This window comes from Caballeronia sp. LZ024, from assembly GCF_031451455.1.
GTDB lineage: Bacteria > Pseudomonadota > Gammaproteobacteria > Burkholderiales > Burkholderiaceae > Caballeronia > Caballeronia telluris.
Genome location: NZ_JARUXL010000001.1, coordinates 1,387,449 through 1,405,536 on the forward strand (window position 1 = coordinate 1,387,449; position 18,088 = coordinate 1,405,536).

General features: G+C 64.0%; 15 protein-coding genes and 5 tRNA genes. 14 read left to right on the forward strand and 6 right to left on the reverse strand.

Annotated features, from left to right (window positions below; all coding sequences use genetic code 11):
* Position 1 precedes the first annotated feature (1 nt).
* The 4 genes from QCE48_RS06350 (at position 2) to QCE48_RS06365 (ending at position 4,564) form a co-directional block, all read left to right on the forward strand.
* The gene (locus QCE48_RS06350; protein ID WP_309785649.1) at positions 2-1,039 is read left to right on the forward strand and encodes an ABC transporter permease subunit; all 1,038 of its coding nucleotides are present in this window, start codon (positions 2-4) and stop codon (positions 1,037-1,039) included.
* A gap of 1 nt (position 1,040) precedes the next feature.
* Entirely contained in the window at positions 1,041-2,150 is a 1,110-nt protein-coding gene (locus tag QCE48_RS06355; protein WP_404982695.1) for an ABC transporter permease, read from the forward strand.
* The gene (locus QCE48_RS06360; protein ID WP_309785648.1) at positions 2,147-3,745 is read left to right on the forward strand and encodes a dipeptide ABC transporter ATP-binding protein; all 1,599 of its coding nucleotides are present in this window, start codon (positions 2,147-2,149) and stop codon (positions 3,743-3,745) included. Before QCE48_RS06355 ends, QCE48_RS06360 begins: the two co-directional genes overlap by 4 nt.
* A gap of 144 nt (positions 3,746-3,889) precedes the next feature.
* Complete coding sequence (locus QCE48_RS06365; protein WP_309785647.1) at positions 3,890-4,564, forward strand: C40 family peptidase; 675 nt, start codon at positions 3,890-3,892, stop codon at positions 4,562-4,564.
* A 93-nt stretch (positions 4,565-4,657) separates the two neighbouring features.
* On the opposite strand, the gene QCE48_RS06370 is transcribed toward QCE48_RS06365, so the two are convergent.
* Positions 4,658-5,638, reverse strand: a complete 981-nt coding sequence (locus QCE48_RS06370) for a patatin-like phospholipase family protein (RefSeq protein ID WP_404982692.1) — start codon at positions 5,636-5,638, stop codon at positions 4,658-4,660.
* 272 nt (positions 5,639-5,910) lie between these two features.
* Here QCE48_RS06370 and gltX point away from each other — a divergent pair, with 272 nt between their 5' ends.
* From gltX to QCE48_RS06405, 7 genes are all read left to right on the forward strand, one after another.
* A complete protein-coding gene (gene gltX, locus QCE48_RS06375; protein WP_309785645.1) occupies positions 5,911-7,320 on the forward strand; it encodes a glutamate--tRNA ligase in 1,410 nt (469 codons plus the stop codon).
* 142 nt (positions 7,321-7,462) lie between these two features.
* Positions 7,463-7,538 (forward strand) — tRNA-Ala (locus QCE48_RS06380).
* A gap of 168 nt (positions 7,539-7,706) precedes the next feature.
* Positions 7,707-7,782, forward strand: a tRNA-Glu gene (locus QCE48_RS06385).
* A gap of 72 nt (positions 7,783-7,854) precedes the next feature.
* A tRNA-Asp gene (locus QCE48_RS06390) sits at positions 7,855-7,931 on the forward strand.
* A 74-nt stretch (positions 7,932-8,005) separates the two neighbouring features.
* Positions 8,006-8,081 (forward strand) — tRNA-Glu (locus tag QCE48_RS06395).
* Positions 8,082-8,088: 7 nt separating this feature from the next.
* Positions 8,089-8,165, forward strand: a tRNA-Asp gene (locus QCE48_RS06400).
* 179 nt (positions 8,166-8,344) lie between these two features.
* Positions 8,345-8,809 carry a GNAT family N-acetyltransferase gene (locus tag QCE48_RS06405; RefSeq protein WP_309785644.1) on the forward strand — a complete coding sequence of 155 codons (465 nt, stop codon included), beginning with the start codon at positions 8,345-8,347 and terminating at the stop codon, positions 8,807-8,809.
* 30 nt (positions 8,810-8,839) lie between these two features.
* Here QCE48_RS06405 and QCE48_RS06410 read toward each other — a convergent pair whose 3' ends face one another.
* On the reverse strand, positions 8,840-9,670 hold the full coding sequence (locus QCE48_RS06410; protein WP_309785643.1) for a helix-turn-helix transcriptional regulator: 831 nt from the start codon (positions 9,668-9,670) through the stop codon (positions 8,840-8,842).
* Positions 9,671-9,784: 114 nt separating this feature from the next.
* Here QCE48_RS06410 and QCE48_RS06415 point away from each other — a divergent pair, with 114 nt between their 5' ends.
* Entirely contained in the window at positions 9,785-10,198 is a 414-nt protein-coding gene (locus tag QCE48_RS06415) for a gamma-glutamylcyclotransferase family protein (protein ID WP_309785642.1), read from the forward strand.
* 50 nt (positions 10,199-10,248) lie between these two features.
* Here QCE48_RS06415 and aceB read toward each other — a convergent pair whose 3' ends face one another.
* Positions 10,249-11,841, reverse strand: coding sequence for a malate synthase A (aceB, locus tag QCE48_RS06420; RefSeq protein WP_309785641.1), 1,593 nt, complete (start codon positions 11,839-11,841; stop codon positions 10,249-10,251).
* Between the two features lie 69 nt (positions 11,842-11,910).
* On the reverse strand, positions 11,911-12,693 hold the full coding sequence (locus QCE48_RS06425) for a haloacid dehalogenase type II (protein ID WP_309785640.1): 783 nt from the start codon (positions 12,691-12,693) through the stop codon (positions 11,911-11,913).
* A gap of 137 nt (positions 12,694-12,830) precedes the next feature.
* Between QCE48_RS06425 and QCE48_RS06430 the strand changes: the two genes are divergently transcribed.
* Together QCE48_RS06430 and QCE48_RS06435 are read left to right on the forward strand one after the other, a co-directional pair.
* Positions 12,831-13,733 carry a LysR family transcriptional regulator gene (locus tag QCE48_RS06430; protein ID WP_309785639.1) on the forward strand — a complete coding sequence of 301 codons (903 nt, stop codon included), beginning with the start codon at positions 12,831-12,833 and terminating at the stop codon, positions 13,731-13,733.
* Between the two features lie 70 nt (positions 13,734-13,803).
* Positions 13,804-14,238: a universal stress protein gene (locus QCE48_RS06435; protein WP_309785638.1), complete on the forward strand. Its 435-nt coding sequence runs from the start codon at positions 13,804-13,806 to the stop codon at positions 14,236-14,238.
* A 146-nt stretch (positions 14,239-14,384) separates the two neighbouring features.
* On the opposite strand, the gene aceA is transcribed toward QCE48_RS06435, so the two are convergent.
* Complete coding sequence (aceA, locus tag QCE48_RS06440; protein WP_309785637.1) at positions 14,385-15,689, reverse strand: isocitrate lyase; 1,305 nt, start codon at positions 15,687-15,689, stop codon at positions 14,385-14,387.
* Positions 15,690-16,100: 411 nt separating this feature from the next.
* Positions 16,101-17,705: a DEAD/DEAH box helicase gene (locus tag QCE48_RS06445; RefSeq protein ID WP_309785636.1), complete on the reverse strand. Its 1,605-nt coding sequence runs from the start codon at positions 17,703-17,705 to the stop codon at positions 16,101-16,103.
* Positions 17,706-18,088 lie beyond the last annotated feature (383 nt).

Here is an 18,088-nt window from a genome sequence, read left to right on the forward strand (position 1 = left end):
CATGTGGAGCTACATCCTCAAACGCATCCTGCTCATGATCCCGACGTTGCTCGGCGTGCTCACGCTGACTTTCGCCGTGATCCAGTTCGTGCCGGGCGGTCCCGTCGAGCAGGCGGTGCACGATCTTCGTCGCGGCGGCGAGCAGGGCGGCGCGTTCGGCATGAGGACGCATACGGGCGTCGATGCGCAGCAGGTCGCGCAACTGAAAGCGCTCTACGGCTTCGACAAACCGCCGCTCGAACGCTATGTCTCGATGCTCGGCAAGTTCGCGCGCTTCGATCTCGGCGAGAGCTACTTCCGGCATCAGAGCGTGTGGTCGCTGATCGTGTCGAAGCTGCCGGTGTCGATCAGCATCGGCGTGTGGACGTTCTTCATCACGTATCTAATCTCGGTGCCGCTCGGCATTGCCAAGGCAGTGAGGAACGGCTCGAACTTCGATGTCGCGACGAGCCTCGTCGTGCTGATCGGCTTCGCGATTCCGGGCTTCGTGCTGGGCGTGCTCTTGCTTGTGCTGTTCGGCGGCGGCACGTTCTGGCAACTGTTCCCGCTGCGCAATCTCACCTCCGACAACTGGGCGACGCTCTCGCTCGCCGGCAAGATCGTCGACTATCTCTGGCATATCACGTTGCCGATCGTCGCGTCGGTGGTCGGGAGCTTCGCCGTCATCACGATGCTCACGAAAAACGCCTTCCTCGACGAGATCCGCAAGCAATACGTGCTGACCGCACGGGCGAAGGGCTTGTCCGAGCGGCGCGTGCTGTGGAAACACGTGTTCCGCAATGCGCTTCTGCCGCTGATCGTGGGTTTTCCGGGTGCGTTCATCGGCGCGTTCTTTACCGGCAGCCTCCTGATCGAAACGCTTTTCTCGCTCGACGGCCTCGGCCTCTTGTCCTACGAGTCGGTGGTGCGGCGCGATTACCCGGTCGTGCTCGGCACGCTGTATCTCTTCACGCTGATCGGGCTTGCGACCAAGCTGATCTCGGACCTGTGCTACGTCTGGGTCGATCCGCGGATTCAATTCGAACAACTGGAGCGCTGACTTGAACCGAGCCGCCTCGTCGCGCCGAACCGCCGCCACCGACGGCCAGCCGCTTCGCCCCCCCGTGTCGATGAAGCCGGGACGCCGCGTCTGGCTGCGCTTCAAGCAGCATCGGCTCGGCTACTGGAGCCTCATCGTGTTCGTCGTCGCGTTCGCGATCAGTCTCGCCGGGCCGCTGTGGTCGAACGACAAGCCGCTCGTCGTGCGCTATCAGGGGCATCTCTACTTTCCGCTCGTCGCGACCTATGCGGAAACGACGTTCGGCGGCGACTTCCCGACGCCCGCCGACTATCTCGATCCCTATATCCGCGACCGCTTCAGCGCGCCGGGCAACTTCGCGGTCTATCCGCCGAATCACTACTACTACGACACGCTCAATTACTTCTCGAAGGGCTCGAATCCGGCGCCGCCGTCGCGCGAGAACTGGCTCGGCACCGACGATCGCGGCCGCGACGTCTTCGCGCGACTCGTGTACGGCTTTCGCGTCTCGGTGCTGTTCGCGCTCGTGCTGACCGCGATCGGCACGGTGCTCGGCGTGCTCGCGGGCGCGGTGCAGGGCTACTTCGGCGGCCGGACCGACATCACCGGACAGCGGCTGATCGAAATCTGGAGCGCGCTGCCCGAGCTTTATCTGCTGATCATCTTCGCGTCGATCTTCGAGCCGAGTCTCTTGCTGCTCGTGATCCTGCTGTCGCTCTTCGGCTGGATCGGCCTTTCGGACTACGTGCGCGCCGAGTTCCTGCGCAACCGCACGCAGGATTACGTGCGCGCCGCGCGCGCGATGGGCCTTTCGAACTGGCAGATCATCTGGCGCCACGTGCTGCCGAATAGCCTCACGCCCGTCATCACGTTCCTGCCGTTTCGCATGAGCGGCGCGATCCTCGCGTTGACGAGCCTCGATTTTCTCGGCCTGGGCGTCCCCTCGCCGACGCCTTCGCTCGGCGAACTGCTCGCGCAAGGCAAGGCGAATCTCGACGCGTGGTGGATCTCGCTGTCGACGTTTGGTGTGCTGGTTGCGACGCTCTTGCTCCTCACGTTCATGGGCGACGCGCTGCGCAACGCGCTGGATACGCGCATCGCGGACGCGGTCAAGGCCGGAGGCGGCCGATGAGCGAACCGCTGCTGCACATCGACCGCTTGCGCGTGCGTTTCGGCGAGACGCTCGCCGTCGACGACGTGAGCCTCTCGATCGAAGCGGGCGAGCGCGTGGCGCTGGTCGGCGAATCGGGGTCGGGCAAGAGCGTGACGGCGCTGTCGATCCTGCGCCTCTTGCGCGATGCCGAGCTGTCCGGCTCGATCCGCTTCGCCGGGGAAGAGCTGCTCACGAAAAGCGAGCACGCGATGCGCGGCCTGCGCGGCTCGGACATCGCGATGATCTTCCAGGAGCCGATGACCGCGCTCAATCCGCTCTACACGGTCGGCGACCAGATCGTCGAGACGATCCGGCTGCACGACGGCGTTTCGCCGCGCGAGGCACGAAAGCGCGCGATCGAACTGCTCGCGCGCACCGGCATCACGGAGCCGCAACGCCGTATCGACAGCTATCCGCACCAGTTGTCCGGCGGCCAGCGACAACGCGTGATGATCGCGATGGCGCTCGCGTGCCGCCCGCGGCTCCTGCTCGCCGACGAGCCGACCACCGCGCTCGACGTGACGATCCGCGCGCAGATCGTCGATCTGCTACTGGAACTGCAACGCGACGAAGCCGAGAAGCGCGGCATGGCCGTGTTGCTGATCACGCACGACCTGAATCTCGTGCGTCGGTTCGCGCAGCGCATCGCGGTGATGGAAAAGGGCTTGCTCGTCGAGAGCGGGACGGTGGAGGAAATCTTCACGTCGCCACAGCATCCTTATACCCAGCGGCTGCTCGCGAGCCGGCCGCAACGCGCGGTGCTGCCGGTGCTGCCGCTCTCGCCCGTGCTGCTCGACGCGAAGGGCGTCTCGGTCGACTACGCGACGAAGCTCTCCGGTTTCGCCGGCTGGTTCCGGCGCGGCGCGTTCAAGGCGGTGGACAACGTGTCGGTGTCGGTGCGACAGGGCGAGACGCTCGGGATCGTCGGCGAGTCGGGTTCGGGTAAATCCACGCTCGCGATGGCGCTGCTCGGCCTGCAGCGCGTTTCGCATGGCGAGGTGGAATTTCAGGGCAGGGCGCTCGCCGACTATCGCGGACGCGAGAAGACCGTGCTGCGTTCGAACATGCAGGTCGTATTTCAGGATCCGTTCAGTTCGCTGTCGCCGCGGCACACGATCGAGCGGATCGTCGGCGAGGGGCTCGCGCTGCATCGTCCGGAACTCGATGCGGCCGCGCGCCATGCGAAAGTGGTGTCGGTGCTGCGCGAAGTCGGCATGGACCGCACCGCGCTTGCCCGCTACCCGCACGAGTTCTCGGGCGGCCAGCGCCAGCGCATCGCGATTGCGCGCGCGCTCGTGCTGGAACCGCGCATCCTGATCCTCGACGAGCCGACCAGCGCGCTCGACGTATCGATCCAGATGCAGGTGCTGAAACTCCTCGCCGACCTGCAAAAAAAGTACAACCTTGGCTACGTTTTCATCAGCCACGATCTGGAAGTGATCGGGGCGATGGCGCACCGCGTGGCGGTGATGCAGAACGGTTTCGTCGTCGAAAGCGGCGATGTGGAGCAAATCTTTTCGACGCCGTTGCACGACTACACTCGGAAACTTCTCAAAGCATCGTTGGCTGCCTGAATTTCACTCTTCTCACCAATTAGGTGCGACCAGCGATTGATTTTCTCTATATCTTTTGACATGCAAATAATTACTGGCTAGTATCGTCCAAACTTTACATATGCCTCTGATTTTTCAGACTTTCTTCGCAAAAACTACCGACCGATGCAGCCAATTTCCTTGACTCAGACATGCGCACGCGCCGCCGCGGGCATGTTGATCGGCCTACTGATGACAGCAACTTCGGGTGCGTTCGCCGACGAAGTGAACAATTACAGTCAAAATGCCAGCAATGGCATTTTTTCGTCGTCGAAGGCTAACGACGTCTACCCGGTCGCGGACTCGGGCAATTCCGCTTCCGCGCCCTCGGGCACCAAATCTTTCCTCTCGGGCATGGCGAGCAAGGCGGGCGACGTCGTCGTCGGCGCGCTGAACATGATCGGCGTGCGTTACCGCTGGGGCGGCGACACGCCGGATTCGGGCCTCGACTGCAGCGGCTTCGTGCGCTACGTGTTCCAGGACACGCTCGGCATGACGCTGCCGCGCCGTGCCGAGGAAATGAGCCGCGTCGGCGAGAAGGTTCGCGTGAGCGAACTGAAGCCCGGCGACCTCGTGTTCTTCAATACGATGCGCCGCTCGTTCTCGCACGTGGGCATCTATATCGGCGACAACAAGTTTGTGCATTCGCCGTCGACTGGCAGCACGATCCGCGTCGACGACATGGAGAACGCCTACTGGGAAAAGCGCTACACCGGCGCGCGCCGCATCGAAGCGGCATTCCCGATGGACGGCAACGATCTGCGCCAGCGCGTGAGCGCTACCATCGGCGGCAACCAGTAAGCTTGCCGGTTCGGCCGGTGCAAGGAAGCCCGCTTCGAGAGAAGCGGGCTTTTTGTTCTTGCCGAGCCGGCCGAGCCGGCCGAGCCTGTCGACTCAGGCCGTCGCGCCCTTCGCCGCCAGCTTGCGCTGCAACTCCGGCCAGATCTTCGCCACGGCTTCTTCGCCCGCGAGAATCGCGGCATTGCGCTGGCCGAAGTCGCTGCCGCTCATCGCCGCGAGATTCGGGCGGATCACGAAATCAGCGTATTTGTCGAGCTCGTAGGCCTTGATCGTCTGGCCCATGATCGTGAAGGTCTGCATCAGCACGTCGAACGAGCTTTGCGTGAGCGCCGATTCCGGCCGCGCCGAGATGTCGACCGCGATCACGAAATCCGCGCCCATCTTGTGCGCGAACGCGGCCGGCACCGGGCTCACGAGGCCGCCGTCCACGTATTCGTGCGCGCCGATCGTCACCGGCTCGAAGATCGACGGAACGCTGCACGACGCCCGCACCGCGATGCCGGTGTTGCCCCGCTGGAAGAGAATCGGCTGGCCGTTTCTCAGGTCCGTCGCGACGATGCCAAGCGGCTTCGCCATCTTTTCGATCGGCCGGTTGTCGAGCGTCTTGTTGAGATAATTCTGAAGCGCGACGCCCTGCAGGATGCCGCGCGTGCGAAAGGGCATGGCCCAGTCGCTGATCGACGCTTCGTCCATCGAGAGCGCGAGCTTGTTGATCGCGATGCCGCTCATGCCCGATGCCGACAACGCCGCGATCACCGATCCCGCGCTCGTCCCCGCGAGCAGGTCCACGCGCACGTTGCGCGCCTCCAGCGCCTTGATGACGCCGATATGCGCGAAACCGCGCGCGGCGCCGCCGCCGAGCGCAAGCCCGACGCGCAAGGCGCGCGGCGGTTCGTTCTTCGACGGCGGATTCGTGGCGCCCGTTCGCGCGTTGTCGGTGCCGGTGATGGTGCTGCCGGTCGTCGTGCACGCGGCGAGTGCGGCGGACGCGGCCGCGATCGAGAACGCGCGGCGCGACAGTCGGGAAGGCGATGATTTCAAGTAATTCTCCGGCGGCGCACGATGGCGGATCAAAACGCTTCTTTGCCGCCTGGGACGCGGGATCGTCCCGAAAACGGCGCGCACATCATAAAGCAACTCGGCGCGCCGTCGCCGGTAAAAAGCGGGCGGCGAGTATAATTCCGTCTCATTTTGATCGGTCGTCCGGCGCGAATTCCAGGCCGCATCGGAGCGCGACGCCGATCGTCGACGCATCGTTCGCGCCGCGCAGCCCGTGCTGCTGCGCTCGAAGCCGCCTCCGGCGACCGACACACGCGAACGCATTCCGCCATCGAGTACACACGCCCATGACCACGCAAGTCCGCACCCGCTTCGCTCCGAGCCCGACCGGCTTCATCCATCTCGGCAACATCCGCTCCGCGCTCTATCCGTGGGCGTTCGCGCGCAAGATGAAAGGCACTTTCGTGCTGCGCATCGAAGACACCGACGTCGAGCGCTCGAGCGAGGCGTCCGTCGACGCGATCCTCGAAGGGATGGACTGGCTCGGCCTCGATTTCGACGAAGGCCCGTTCTATCAGATGCAGCGGATGGAGCGCTATCGCGAGGTCGTGCGGCAGATGCTCGACAAGGGCCTCGCGTACCACTGCTACATGTCGACGGAAGAACTCGACGCGCTGCGCGAGCGTCAGCGCGCGGCCGGCGAGAAGCCGCGCTACGACGGCACGTGGCGCCCGGAGCCGGGCAAGACGCTGCCGCCGGTGCCGGAGGGCGTGGCGCCCGTCGTGCGGTTTTGCAATCCGGAGCACGGCGTCGTGAGCTGGGACGACGCGGTGAAGGGCACGGTCGAGATCTCGAACGAGGAACTGGACGATCTCGTGATCGCGCGCCCGGACGGCACGCCGACCTACAATTTCTGCGTGGTTGTCGACGATCTCGACATGAAGATCACCCACGTCATCCGCGGCGACGATCACGTGAACAACACGCCGCGCCAGATCAACATCCTGCGCGCGCTCGGCGGCGAGGTGCCGGTCTACGCGCATCTGCCGACCGTGCTCAACGAGCAGGGCGAGAAGATGAGCAAGCGGCACGGCGCGATGAGCGTCGTCGGTTATCGCGACGAAGGGTATCTCCCCGAGGCGGTCGTGAACTACCTCGCGCGTCTCGGCTGGTCGCACGGCGATGCGGAAATTTTCACGCGCGAGCAGTTCGTTGAATGGTTCGATCTCGATCACCTCGGCAAGTCGCCCGCGCAATACGACCACGCCAAGCTGAACTGGCTGAACGCGCACTACATCAAGGAAGCCGACAACGCGCGCCTCGCGACGCTCGTCACGCCGTTCCTGACGCAGCTCGGCATCGACGCGGCGGCGATCGAACAGGGCGCGCCGCTCGAACTGGTGATCGGCCTCTTGAAGGATCGCGCGTCGACGGTGAAGGAAATCGCCGAGAACGCGGCGATGTTCTACAAGGAGCCGGCGATCGAAGCGGACGCCTTCGCGCAGCACGTCACGGACGCGGTGCGCCCGGCGCTCGCGGATCTGCGCGCGGCGCTCGCGGACGTCGAATGGACGAAGGAAGCGATCTCGGCCGCTCTTAAGGCGACGCTCGCGGCGCACAAGCTCAAGATGCCGCATCTCGCGATGCCGGTGCGGCTGCTCGTCGCGGGCACGACGCATACGCCCTCGATCGATGCAGTGCTGGTGCTGTTCGGCCGTGAGACGGTGCTGGCACGTCTCGACAAGGCGAATGCGTAGGATGGTCTGGAGCCGCCGCGTTCGCGCGCGGTGGCGGCCTGGTCGGACGCAATCGCAAGAGATAAAAAAATTTCCGACGAGTGCACCCAAAGGTATTTACAACTTCAAAAGTGCCCTTTAGAATCTCGTTTCTGTTCTGCAAGGGGGTATAGCTCAGCTGGGAGAGCGCTTGCATGGCATGCAAGAGGTCAGCGGTTCGATCCCGCTTACCTCCACCACAGAACGGTTTGAGGTCAAGATTGAGGTGTTTGAAACTGCTCGTTGAGTTTCAGTCGTCGCAAAAAAGACTTCACAAGTAACAAAAAGTTGTATATAGTTTCGGTCTTCGCTGAAGCAGTCGAATCAGAGCGAAGCAAGTAGCAAGACAGAGATTGACCCAAGTTTCTGTCCCCTTCGTCTAGAGGCCTAGGACATCACCCTTTCACGGTGAGTACAGGGGTTCGAATCCCCTAGGGGACGCCAAAACATCGGCGGCTGCTAGAAGCGCTGCAAACTCGCGGGAGTTTAAAACTTCTGCGAAACGATGGATGAGTTGGAGCGGTAGTTCAGTTGGTTAGAATACCGGCCTGTCACGCCGGGGGTCGCGGGTTCGAGTCCCGTCCGCTCCGCCAACAAGCCTCGTGTGCAGAAGAGAATCCGGCTGATGAGCCGGTTTTTTTTCGCCGCAGGCGATACGAGTTTTTCTGTCCCCTTCGTCTAGAGGCCTAGGACATCACCCTTTCACGGTGAGTACAGGGGTTCGAATCCCCTAGGGGACGCCAGTCTGCTGGAGCGGTAGTTCAGTTGGTTAGAATACCGGCCTGTCACGCCGGGGGTCGCGGGTTCGAGTCCCGTCCGCTCCGCCAGCAAGTCGTTTCAAGAAAATCCAGCCATGCGCTGGATTTTTTTTCGCCCGTCGATTCCATCGCTTTTTGGTCCGTCTCACGCCCGGTATTGCGAAAGCCGATTTTCGTGAAACTCGCCATTGCCACGCCCGGCGCTCTGACTTAGTGTTGGAGTCTTTCCCGTGCCCTGAGCCCGCGCGATGCTCGATCCCACAGAAGATCTGCCGCTGTATCGATTGCGTCAGGCGACGATGGACGATTTCCCCTTCGCCGAATCGCTCACGCACAAGAATATGGACGGCTATTACCGTCGGCACAATCTCGTTTGGCGCGGCGATCTCTTTCTGTGCAGCTGGCGCGAATCGGAGAATTTCGTGCTGGAAGTGGATGGCGCGCCCGTCGGCGTGATGCGCGTCACCGAGGAAAACGACTCGCTGCATATCCGCGACGTGCAGATCGCGGAAGGTTGGCGCGGGCAGGGCGCCGGGACTTTCCTGCTCAACACCGCGCATCGCTGGGCGCGCGCGCGTGGTCTCGCCGAATGCCAGTTGCGCGTATTCGTCGATAACCCGGCGGCGCGGCTCTATATCCGCATGGGCTATCGGCCGGCGGGTTCGCGCCTCGCGCAGCTCGGCGCGATCCGGCACATGGCGCGGCGCGTATGACCGGCCGCGCACTGCGTCGACGCTGAACGTTCACGCGGCATCGCTGCTCGCGGTTTCCTCCGCCGAAGCGCGCCCGTCGCGGACGAAGAACGCGCGCGGACTCTCACCGAACGCCCGTCTGAACATCGCGGAAAACGCGCTCTGGCTCTGGTAACCGAGTTCGCGTGCCACCTGCGCGAGCGGGCGCCCCGCGCTCAGCAGCGGAATCGCGCGCGCGAGCACGGCCTGCTGACGCCATTGCGAGAAGCTCACGCCGAGTTCCCGCCGGAAAAGCCGCGCGATCGTGCGCGTGCTCGCGCCCGCTTCGGCAGCCCACGCTTCGAGCGAATCGGCGCGGCCGGGGTCGGCGAGCACCGCTTCGCAGAGCGCGCGCAGGCGCTTCTCGTCGGGCATCGGCACGGAAAGCGGCAGCGGTTCCGAGCGCGTGATTTCGTCGAGTGCGAGCGTGCCGAGCAGACGCTCCCGATGCTGCGACACGCCGCGATCGTCGAGCGCGGCGATCACTTCGCGCAACAGCGGCGACACTTCCACGACGCGGCACGCGTCGAGTCCCGGCGGCACGACGCTCGCATCGAGATAGAGCGTGCGCAGATACGCATCTTCGACGATCACGACTTCGTGCGTCACGTTCGGCGGCACCCAGATTGCGCGCGAGGGCGGCACCATCCAGGTCGAATCGGTCGTGGCGACGCGCAGCACGCCGCGCGTCGCGTAGGCGAGCTGCGCCCACGCATGCGTGTGCAGCGCGATGCGCACGCCGGCCGCGACCGGCCTCGCCCGCACGCAGATCGGACGCGCGTGGGTCGGCGAATGTTCGACGGGGATATCGAGGTCTTCGACGGTTTCAGCGGGCGTGCTCATTCGATGGACGATATCTGACAGCAAAATTCGATGGTAATTTGATTCGGCGCAACACGCCGACGCGCTTGGCATAATGCGCGAAGAAAAAGCCAGCAAGAACGGAGCGTTCGACCGATGCAACACGTATTCATCTACGGCACCTTGCGCGCCGGCGAGATCAACGACATCAACCGCGCGGCCGAGCGGCACGGCATCGCGAAGCCGCAGCAGATCGGCATCGCGCACGTGCGCGGGCGGCTTTTCGACTTCGGCCGTTATCCGGGCCTCGTGCTCGATCCCGAAGGCGAGCCGGTTCGCGGCGACGTCTATCGTATCGACGACGCGCTCGTGCCCGTGCTCGACGACATCGAACAGGTGTACCCGGGCGTCGAGGGCCTGTTTCGATCCCACCGGCTGCATGTGATGGTCGATATCGAAGGCACCGAACAGCACGTCGATTGCCTGCTGTATCCGGTGGCTGCGCATTCGGTCGATGGACTGCCGCGCATCGAAGGCGGCGACTGGGTCGAGCATCGCGCGCGCAAATAAAAAACCGCTCCGGATGAGGGAGCGGCTTCAAGGCCGAGCTTAAGACAAACTCAGATTTCTTCGTAGAGCGGCAACGTCAGAAACTCGGTGAAGTTCTCCGACGTCGACATCTGTTCGAAGATTTTCGCTGCGCGCTCGTAAGGCTTCGTGTCCCCGCCGACGGCGAGCTTCACCTTCTCCAGTTCGTCGATGGTGATCTCGCGCACCATCGCGGCGGTGATCTTGCGACCGTCGTCGAGCTTGCCCTTCGGCGAGCGAATCCACTGCCACACCTGGGAGCGCGAGATTTCCGCGGTCGCCGCGTCTTCCATCAGGTTGTGGATCGGCACGCAGCCGTTGCCCGCGAGCCACGAGCCGAGATAGTGGATGCCGACGTTGACGTTGTTGCGCACGCCCGCTTCGGTAATCGGCGCTTCCGGACGGAAGTCGAGCAGGTCCGTCGCCGTCACCTGGACGTCGGTGCGTTGCTTGCCAATCTGGTTCGGCTTGTCGCCTAGCACCTTCACGAACTCTTCCATCGCGACCGGCACGAGGCCCGGATGCGCGACCCAGCCGCCGTCGTAACCGTCGCCGGCATCGCGCGCCTTGTCCGAGCGCACGCCGCCCATCGCCTTTTCGTTCGCCGCCGGATCGTTCTTGATCGGGATCAGCGCGCTCATGCCGCCGATCGCCGGTGCGTTGCGCTTGTGGCACGTCTTCAGCAATTCGAGCGCATAGGCGCGCATGAACGGCACGGTCATCGTGATCTTCGCGCGGTCGGCGAGACAGAAGTCCGGGTCGCTCTTGAACTTCTTGATCGCCGAGAAAATGTAGTCCCAGCGGCCGGCGTTCAGCCCCGAGCTGTGTTCGCGCAGTTCATACAGGATCTCGTCCATCTCGAACGCGGCGAGAATCGTTTCGACGAGCACCGTCGCGCGAATCGAGCCACGCGGCACGCCGACCGCTTCCTGCGCCGCCACGAAGATCTCGTTCCACAGGCGCGCTTCGAGGTGACTCTCTAGCTTCGGCAGATAGAAGAACGGGCCGGCGCCGCGCGCGAGCTGCTCGCGCGCGTTGTGGAAGAGGAAGAGCGCGAAGTCGAAAATGCCGCCCGAGACGCGCTGGCCGTCGACGGTCACGTGCTTTTCGTCGAGATGCCAGCCGCGCGGACGCACGATCAGCGTCGCGACCTTATCGTTCAGCCTGTACGACTTGCCGTTCTGTTCGAGCGAAATCGTGCCGCGCACGGCTTCCTTCAGGTTGATCTGGCCGGTGATCTGGTTGTTCCAGTTCGGCGCGTTCGAGTCCTCGAAGTCGGTCATGTACGCGTCCGCGCCCGAGTTGAGCGCGTTGATGATCATCTTGCGCTCGACCGGTCCCGTGATCTCAACGCGACGGCATTCCAGCGCACGCGGCAGCGGTGCGATGGTCCAGTCGCCTTCGCGGATCGATTTCGTGTCCGGCAGAAAATCGGGACGCTCGCCGGCGTCCAGGCGTTTCGTGCGTTCGACGCGCGCCGCGAGCAGTTGCTGGCGGCGCGGCTCGAACTGCCGGTGCAGTTGGGCGACGAGTTCGAGCGCTTCGCGTGTGAGGATCGCGTCGAAGCCGGGTTGCATGTCGGCGGTGATTGCCATCCCCTGCGGCAGATTCAGCGAGTGGGCCATGTGGTTTTCTCCTTGGTCGGTCAGACGGTTTTGCGTGATGCAATCAGGCGCGTTGAAGATCGATGACGCTCAGGTGCCGGGGCCCTGGCGCATTCGTGTCGGGCGTTTTGCGGGGGTGGGGGAATCCTGTTGCCGGCAGCCGCCCTCGATGAAGCCGACGAGGTCGCTCATGCCGCGTCCGGTGCCACGCGGCGCGACGCCGAGTTCCTCGGCGGGAAGGCCTGCGCGGTTGATCCAGAAAGTCGTGTAGCCGAACCACGAGGCGCCCGCGACGTCCCAGCCGTTCGACGAGACGAACACCAGTTCGCGCGCGGCGCAGCCGAACGCCTGCGTGCCGAGCGCGTAGGACGCCGGCGCGGGCTTGTAGGCGCGCACGGCGTCGACGGAAAGCACGTGGTCGAAAAGGCCCGTCATGCCGGCGCTTTTCACGGCGATGTCCAGCATCTGCGGGTTGCCGTTCGAGAGGATCGCAAGTTCGCACCGCGTGCGCTCGCGCAGCGCCCGCAACGCGCCGACGACGTCCGGAAACGCGGAAAGACACGCGTATTCGTCCATCAGCCGTTTTTCGGCGGTGCTCGACAGCGCATCGGCGAGATTCAGGCGCGAGGCGGCAAAGCGCAGCGCGTCGAGCGTGATCGCCCAGAACGGCTCGTAGCGGCTGCCCGACGGATCGGCGAGCGTGCGCAACTGCGTGTACTCGATCTGCTTCTGGCGCCACAACTGCGAGAGCGCGTCGCCGTGGCCGGGAAACAGTTGCTCGGCGGCAGCAACGACGGAATGCACGTCGAAAAGCGTGCCGTAGGCGTCGAAAATCACTGCGCGGGGAGGGGAATGTGTCGTTATGGCCGACATAGCCGTGCGCTCCGTGTAGAGGTCGAGAGGGATTCTATTCGTGATCAACTTGCATAAAAAGTCGATGCGGATCACTTGATCTTTTACTTTTTCGTACTTAATCTCTTCGCGTTGGCGTTGAAACAGGAATATCTCGCATGGATCGCTTCAAGCAAATCGAGACGTTCGCGGCCGTCGCGGCGAAAGGCAGCCTGTCGGCGGCGGCGCAGACCGAAGGCGTCGCGCCTGCCGTGATCGGGCGGCGGCTCGACGCGCTCGAGGAGCGGCTCGGCGTCAAACTGCTGGTGCGCACGACGCGCCGGATCACGCTGACGTTCGAAGGCTCGGCGTTCCTCGAAGACTGTCTGCGCGTCATCAACGACATGCAGAACGCCGAGGCGAGCGTGTCGGCCGGCGGCGTGAAGGCGAGCGGGCATCTGCGGGTGTCGGCGCCGGCCGGTTTCGGGCGGCGCCACGTCGCGGCGCTGGTGCCGGAATTCACGACGCGCCATCCCGACGTTTCGATTTCGCTCGATCTCACCGACCGCATGGTCGATCTCGTCAACGAAGGGTTCGATTGCGCGGTGCGGCTTGGCGAACTGCCGGATTCGTCGCTCGTGTCGCTCAAGCTCGGCGAGAACCGGCGCGTGTGCGTCGCGTCGCCCATCTATCTGCAGCGCCGCGGCAAGCCCGCCGATCTCGCTTCGCTTGGCGGACACAATTGCCTCGCGCTCGGTGCATCGGCGAATCAGCAGCGCGGCTGGATGTTCCAGCACGACGGCAAGGTCGTGACGATCAAGGTCTCCGGCACGATGGAATGTTCCGACGGCGCCGTGCTTCACGACTGGTGTCTCGCGGGATACGGGCTCGCGTGGCGCTCGTGGTGGGAAGTCGGCGACGACGTCGCGGCCGGGCAACTCGTCACCGTGCTCGACGATTTCGCCGCGCCGCCGATCGGCATTCATGCGGTCTTTCCGCAACGCCGTCATTTGCCGCTGCGCGTGCGGCTCTTTCTCGATCTGCTCAAGCATACTTACAGCGCTCCGGGGTATTGGGGCTGAATTACTGGAACGAGCGAGCACCGGTAGTTACTACAATGAAAGAGCGCAACGACGTTCCAAGGAGGACGCCATGTTCAAGCACATCCTGGTTCCGACCGACGGCTCCGAGCTATCTCAAAAAGCAATCGATGGCGCGATCGACCTGGCGCAATCCGTCGGCGCGCGCATCACGGCCTACGCGTGCCTGCCGCAGTATCCGTACTCGCCGTTCGCGGACGTCGCCGTCGAACCGCCCGACGACTTCCACGCCCGCGCCGAGCGCGAGGCGCGCGAGCATCTGCACGCGGTCGAGCGCGCGGCGGAAGACGCGGGCGTGCCCTGCGACAGCGTGACGAGCATCGATTCCGCGCCGTACATCGGCATCATCGAGGCGGCGGAGTCGGGCGGGTGCGACGTGATCCTGATGGCGTCGCACGGACGCCGCGGGCTCGGCAGCCTGCTCATCGGCAGCGAGACGCAACGCGTGCTCACGCACACGAAGATTCCGGTGATCGTGTATCGATAAAACCGGCAACGCTCAAAACGAAGCGCGCAGTCCGGGAAACGAACCCCGGGCGGCGCGCTTTGTTTTGGCGGCTTGCGCCGTCCGGCTGTAAAAGCCGGACGGCGCTGCCGCACTATTCACGGCTCTCCCTGATTACGCCTTCCTGATCACGCCACCTTTTTGTCGAAGAACTGCTCGTCTTCGGTCGAGCCGTGCAGGGCGGTCGTCGAAGCGTCGCGCTCGACCGTTTGCGTCACGGCGTCGAAGTAGCCCGTGCCCACTTCGCGCTGATGCTTGACCGCGGTGAAACCCTTCTCGGCGGCCGCGAACTCGGCCTGCTGCATCTCGACGAACGCCGTCATCTGGTTGCGCGCATAGCCGTGCGCGAGATTGAACATCGAGTAGTTGAGCGCGTGGAAGCCGGCCAGCGTGATGAACTGGAACTTGTAGCCCATCGCGCCGAGTTCGCGCTGGAACTTGGCGATCGTCGCGTCGTCGAGGTTCTTCTTCCAGTTGAACGACGGCGAGCAGTTGTACGACAGCAGTTGATCCGGGAACTCCTTGTGGATCGCGTCCGCGAATTTCTTCGCGAATTCCAGGTCCGGCTTGCCGGTTTCGCACCAGATCATGTCGGCGTAGGGCGCGTAGGCGAGACCGCGCGAGATCGCCTGCTCCAGGCCCGGACGCGTGCGATAAAAGCCTTCGACCGTGCGCTCGCCGGTCAAAAACGGCTTGTCGTTGTCGTCGATGTCGGAGGTGACGAGATCGGCGGCTTCGGCGTCGGTGCGGGCGAGGAGAACCGTCGGCGTGCCGCAGACGTCGGCGGCGAGGCGCGCGGCGGTCAGCTTTGCGATGTTCTCGCGCGTCGGCACGAGCACCTTGCCGCCCATGTGGCCGCACTTCTTGACCGACGCCAGCTGGTCTTCGAAGTGCACGCCGGCCGCACCCGCTTCGATCATCGCCTTCATCAGTTCGAACGCGTTCAGCACGCCGCCGAAGCCGGCTTCCGCATCGGCGACGATCGGCTGGAAGTAGTCCACAAAGCCTTCGTCGCCGGGATTCTTGCCTTCGGACCACTGGATCTGGTCGGCGCGCGTGAGCGTGTTGTTGATGCGCTTCACGACGAGCGGCACCGAGTTCGCCGGATACAGCGACTGGTCCGGATACATTTCGCCCGCGACGTTCGCATCGCCCGCGACTTGCCAGCCCGACAGATAGATCGCCTTGAGGCCGGCCTTGACCTGCTGCATCGCCTGATTGCCGGTCAGCGCGCCGAGCGAGTTGACGAACGGCTCGTTGTTCACCGATTCCCAGAGCTTTTCCGCGCCGCGCTTGGCGAGCGTGTGCTCGACTTGCAGCGAACCACGCAGACGCACGACGTCTTCAGCCGTATAGGTGCGCTTGATGCCTTTCCAGCGCGGATCGGTTTCCCATTGTTGTTGGAGTTGCTGTGCTTGTTGTTGACGTGACATTGCGTTTCTCCTTGAAGTCCTGAACGACGAATGGTGTTGAACTATCCCGAGCGACTTGAGCGCGATGCCGCGATTCGGATTCGGCGGCGTTTCGTTTGCTCAACTCTTATATAAGAGTCTAGGCAAAGTCGGTCTTGGGAAATAGTCCTGTCGGAGGCTTTTTCGGAGAAATATTGTTGTTTATTTTCAGCGCGTTAAGAATGAATTTTCACGATAAGAAACGTCGTTTTCTATCTTGCAATGCGCTTCGTTGTGCCGCGCAGCACAGACTTTTGCGACGCAAAAAGCCTTTCCGCATCGTGAAATATGGAGCGTAGACGAAAAAAAACCGATGCGCGAGGCATCGGTTTTTTTAGTGGCTCCGGCTGGAAGGCAATACAGCGCGCCTTCCGGAGTCAACCCGCGTGCTGCTTAGCTGCCACGGCGCGGAGCGCGCGGACCGTCGCTGCGGCGTGCGCTGTAACCGTCGCGCGAACCGCTGCCAAAGCCGCTGCCGCCGTCACGTGAACCGCCGCGATAGCCGCCGTCGCTGTTGCCGCCGCGATAACCGCCATCGCGCGAGCCGGCGCCTGCCGACTTGTTGCCCCAGCCGCCCGGCTTGCCCGCGCCGCCGGTGCCTGCACCGGCGCCGCTACCGTAGCGACGGCCACCCGTCGAACCGCCGCCCGGACGGCCGCGTCCGCCGCCGAAACCGCCACGGCCGCCGCTCGGGGCCGACTTGCGCGGCTCGAAACCGGCGATGACGTTGACCGGCAGCGGTGCGCGCACGAAGCGCTCGATGCGCTTAAGCGCGCCTTGCTCGGCGTGGTGCACGAGGCTCACCGCGATGCCGCTGCGGCCCGCGCGGCCGGTACGGCCGATGCGGTGCACGTAGTCTTCGGCGAACTTCGGCAAGTCGTAGTTGAACACGTGCGTGATGCCCGGAATGTCGATGCCGCGCGCCGCGACGTCGGTCGCGACCAGCACGCGCACACGGCGCTCGCGCAGTGCGCGGATCGTGCGGTTACGCGCGCCTTGCGGCAGGTCGCCGTGCAGCGCAGCCGATTCGAAGCCGGCGTCGGCGAGGCGGATCGCGAGTTGGTCAGCGTCGTTCTTGGTCGCCGTGAAGACGATGGCCTGATCCAGTTCGGCGTCGCGCAGCAGATGGTCGAGCAGACGATCCTTGTGATCGCGGTCGTCGACGAAATGCACCGTTTGCGCGATGTTCTTCGCTTCGAGCTTCTGAACGATCTCGATGCGCTCCGGGTCCTTCAGCAGACGGCCGGTCAGCGAGCCGATCTTGCCGTCGATGGTTGCCGAGAACAGCAGCGTCTGGCGCGAAGCCGGCGTAGCGGCGACGATCGTTTCGATGTCGTCGATGAAGCCCATGTCGAGCATGCGATCGGCTTCGTCGAGGACGAGCATCGTCAGGTTCGACAGGTCGATACGGCCGCGTTCCAGGTGATCGAGCAGACGGCCCGGCGTCGCGACGAGGATTTCAGGGTTCTTCGCGAGCAGCATCAGCTGCTGGCCGTAGGCCACGCCGCCGAGAATGCTGACGGTGCGCAGACGGCGCAGGTGCTTGCCATACGTGGTCGCGGCGGCCGTGACCTGCATCGCGAGTTCGCGCGTCGGCGTGAGCACGAGCAGGCTCGGGCGCGCGACGGGTTGCTGGCGGCGCTGCGGGCGGGCGTTCGGGTCACGCGGTTCGCGCGGCTGCGATGCGGCCAGCTTTTCGAGCTGCGAGAAGCGCTCGATGGCGGGCAGCATGAACGCCGCGGTCTTGCCCGAACCGGTCGGGCTGGAAACGAGAAGGTCGCGTCCGGCGAGCGCTGCGGGAATCGCGCGCTGCTGCACGGGCGTCGGGACCTGATAGCCGGCGGCCGTCAGGGCGGAAACGATGTCGGCGGAAAGGCCGAGCGATTCGAAGCTCGGGCCGGCGGGCTGTGCCGGCTGCGTGGGTTCGGCGGCGATATCGGTGCCGAGTGCTTGTGCTGCAATATTGTCCAACGGGCTTTGGGTCATGCTCGAAGTCATGTCGATCCTTGAAACGGGAAATGAGGCGTCGGCGCCAATCGGCATACCCAAGTCGTCGGATTCAGCGAGCGAAGAAGCAGCGAGCAAATCGAAAAACGGGGGCAACTCGCGACAATGAAGGCGAGCTTTTTCGTTAGAAGCTGTATCGGATACGGCAGGCCCGGCGGGCGCTGTCGTCAGCCTGGTGCATGACGGGCCGAAAGTGGCCTAGCAAGGAGGGGACAGTTTCTAAACTGGATTGGAGCAAAACGCTACGAGACGCTGCGCTGCGAACTGGCGGGAATTCGGTAAAGGTCCGAACCGCGCGGGCCACAGTGAAGCGCAGACGACAGTATATAGAAATTTGTTGCACCGCGCCAGATATTAAGACGATTCCGGCGAAT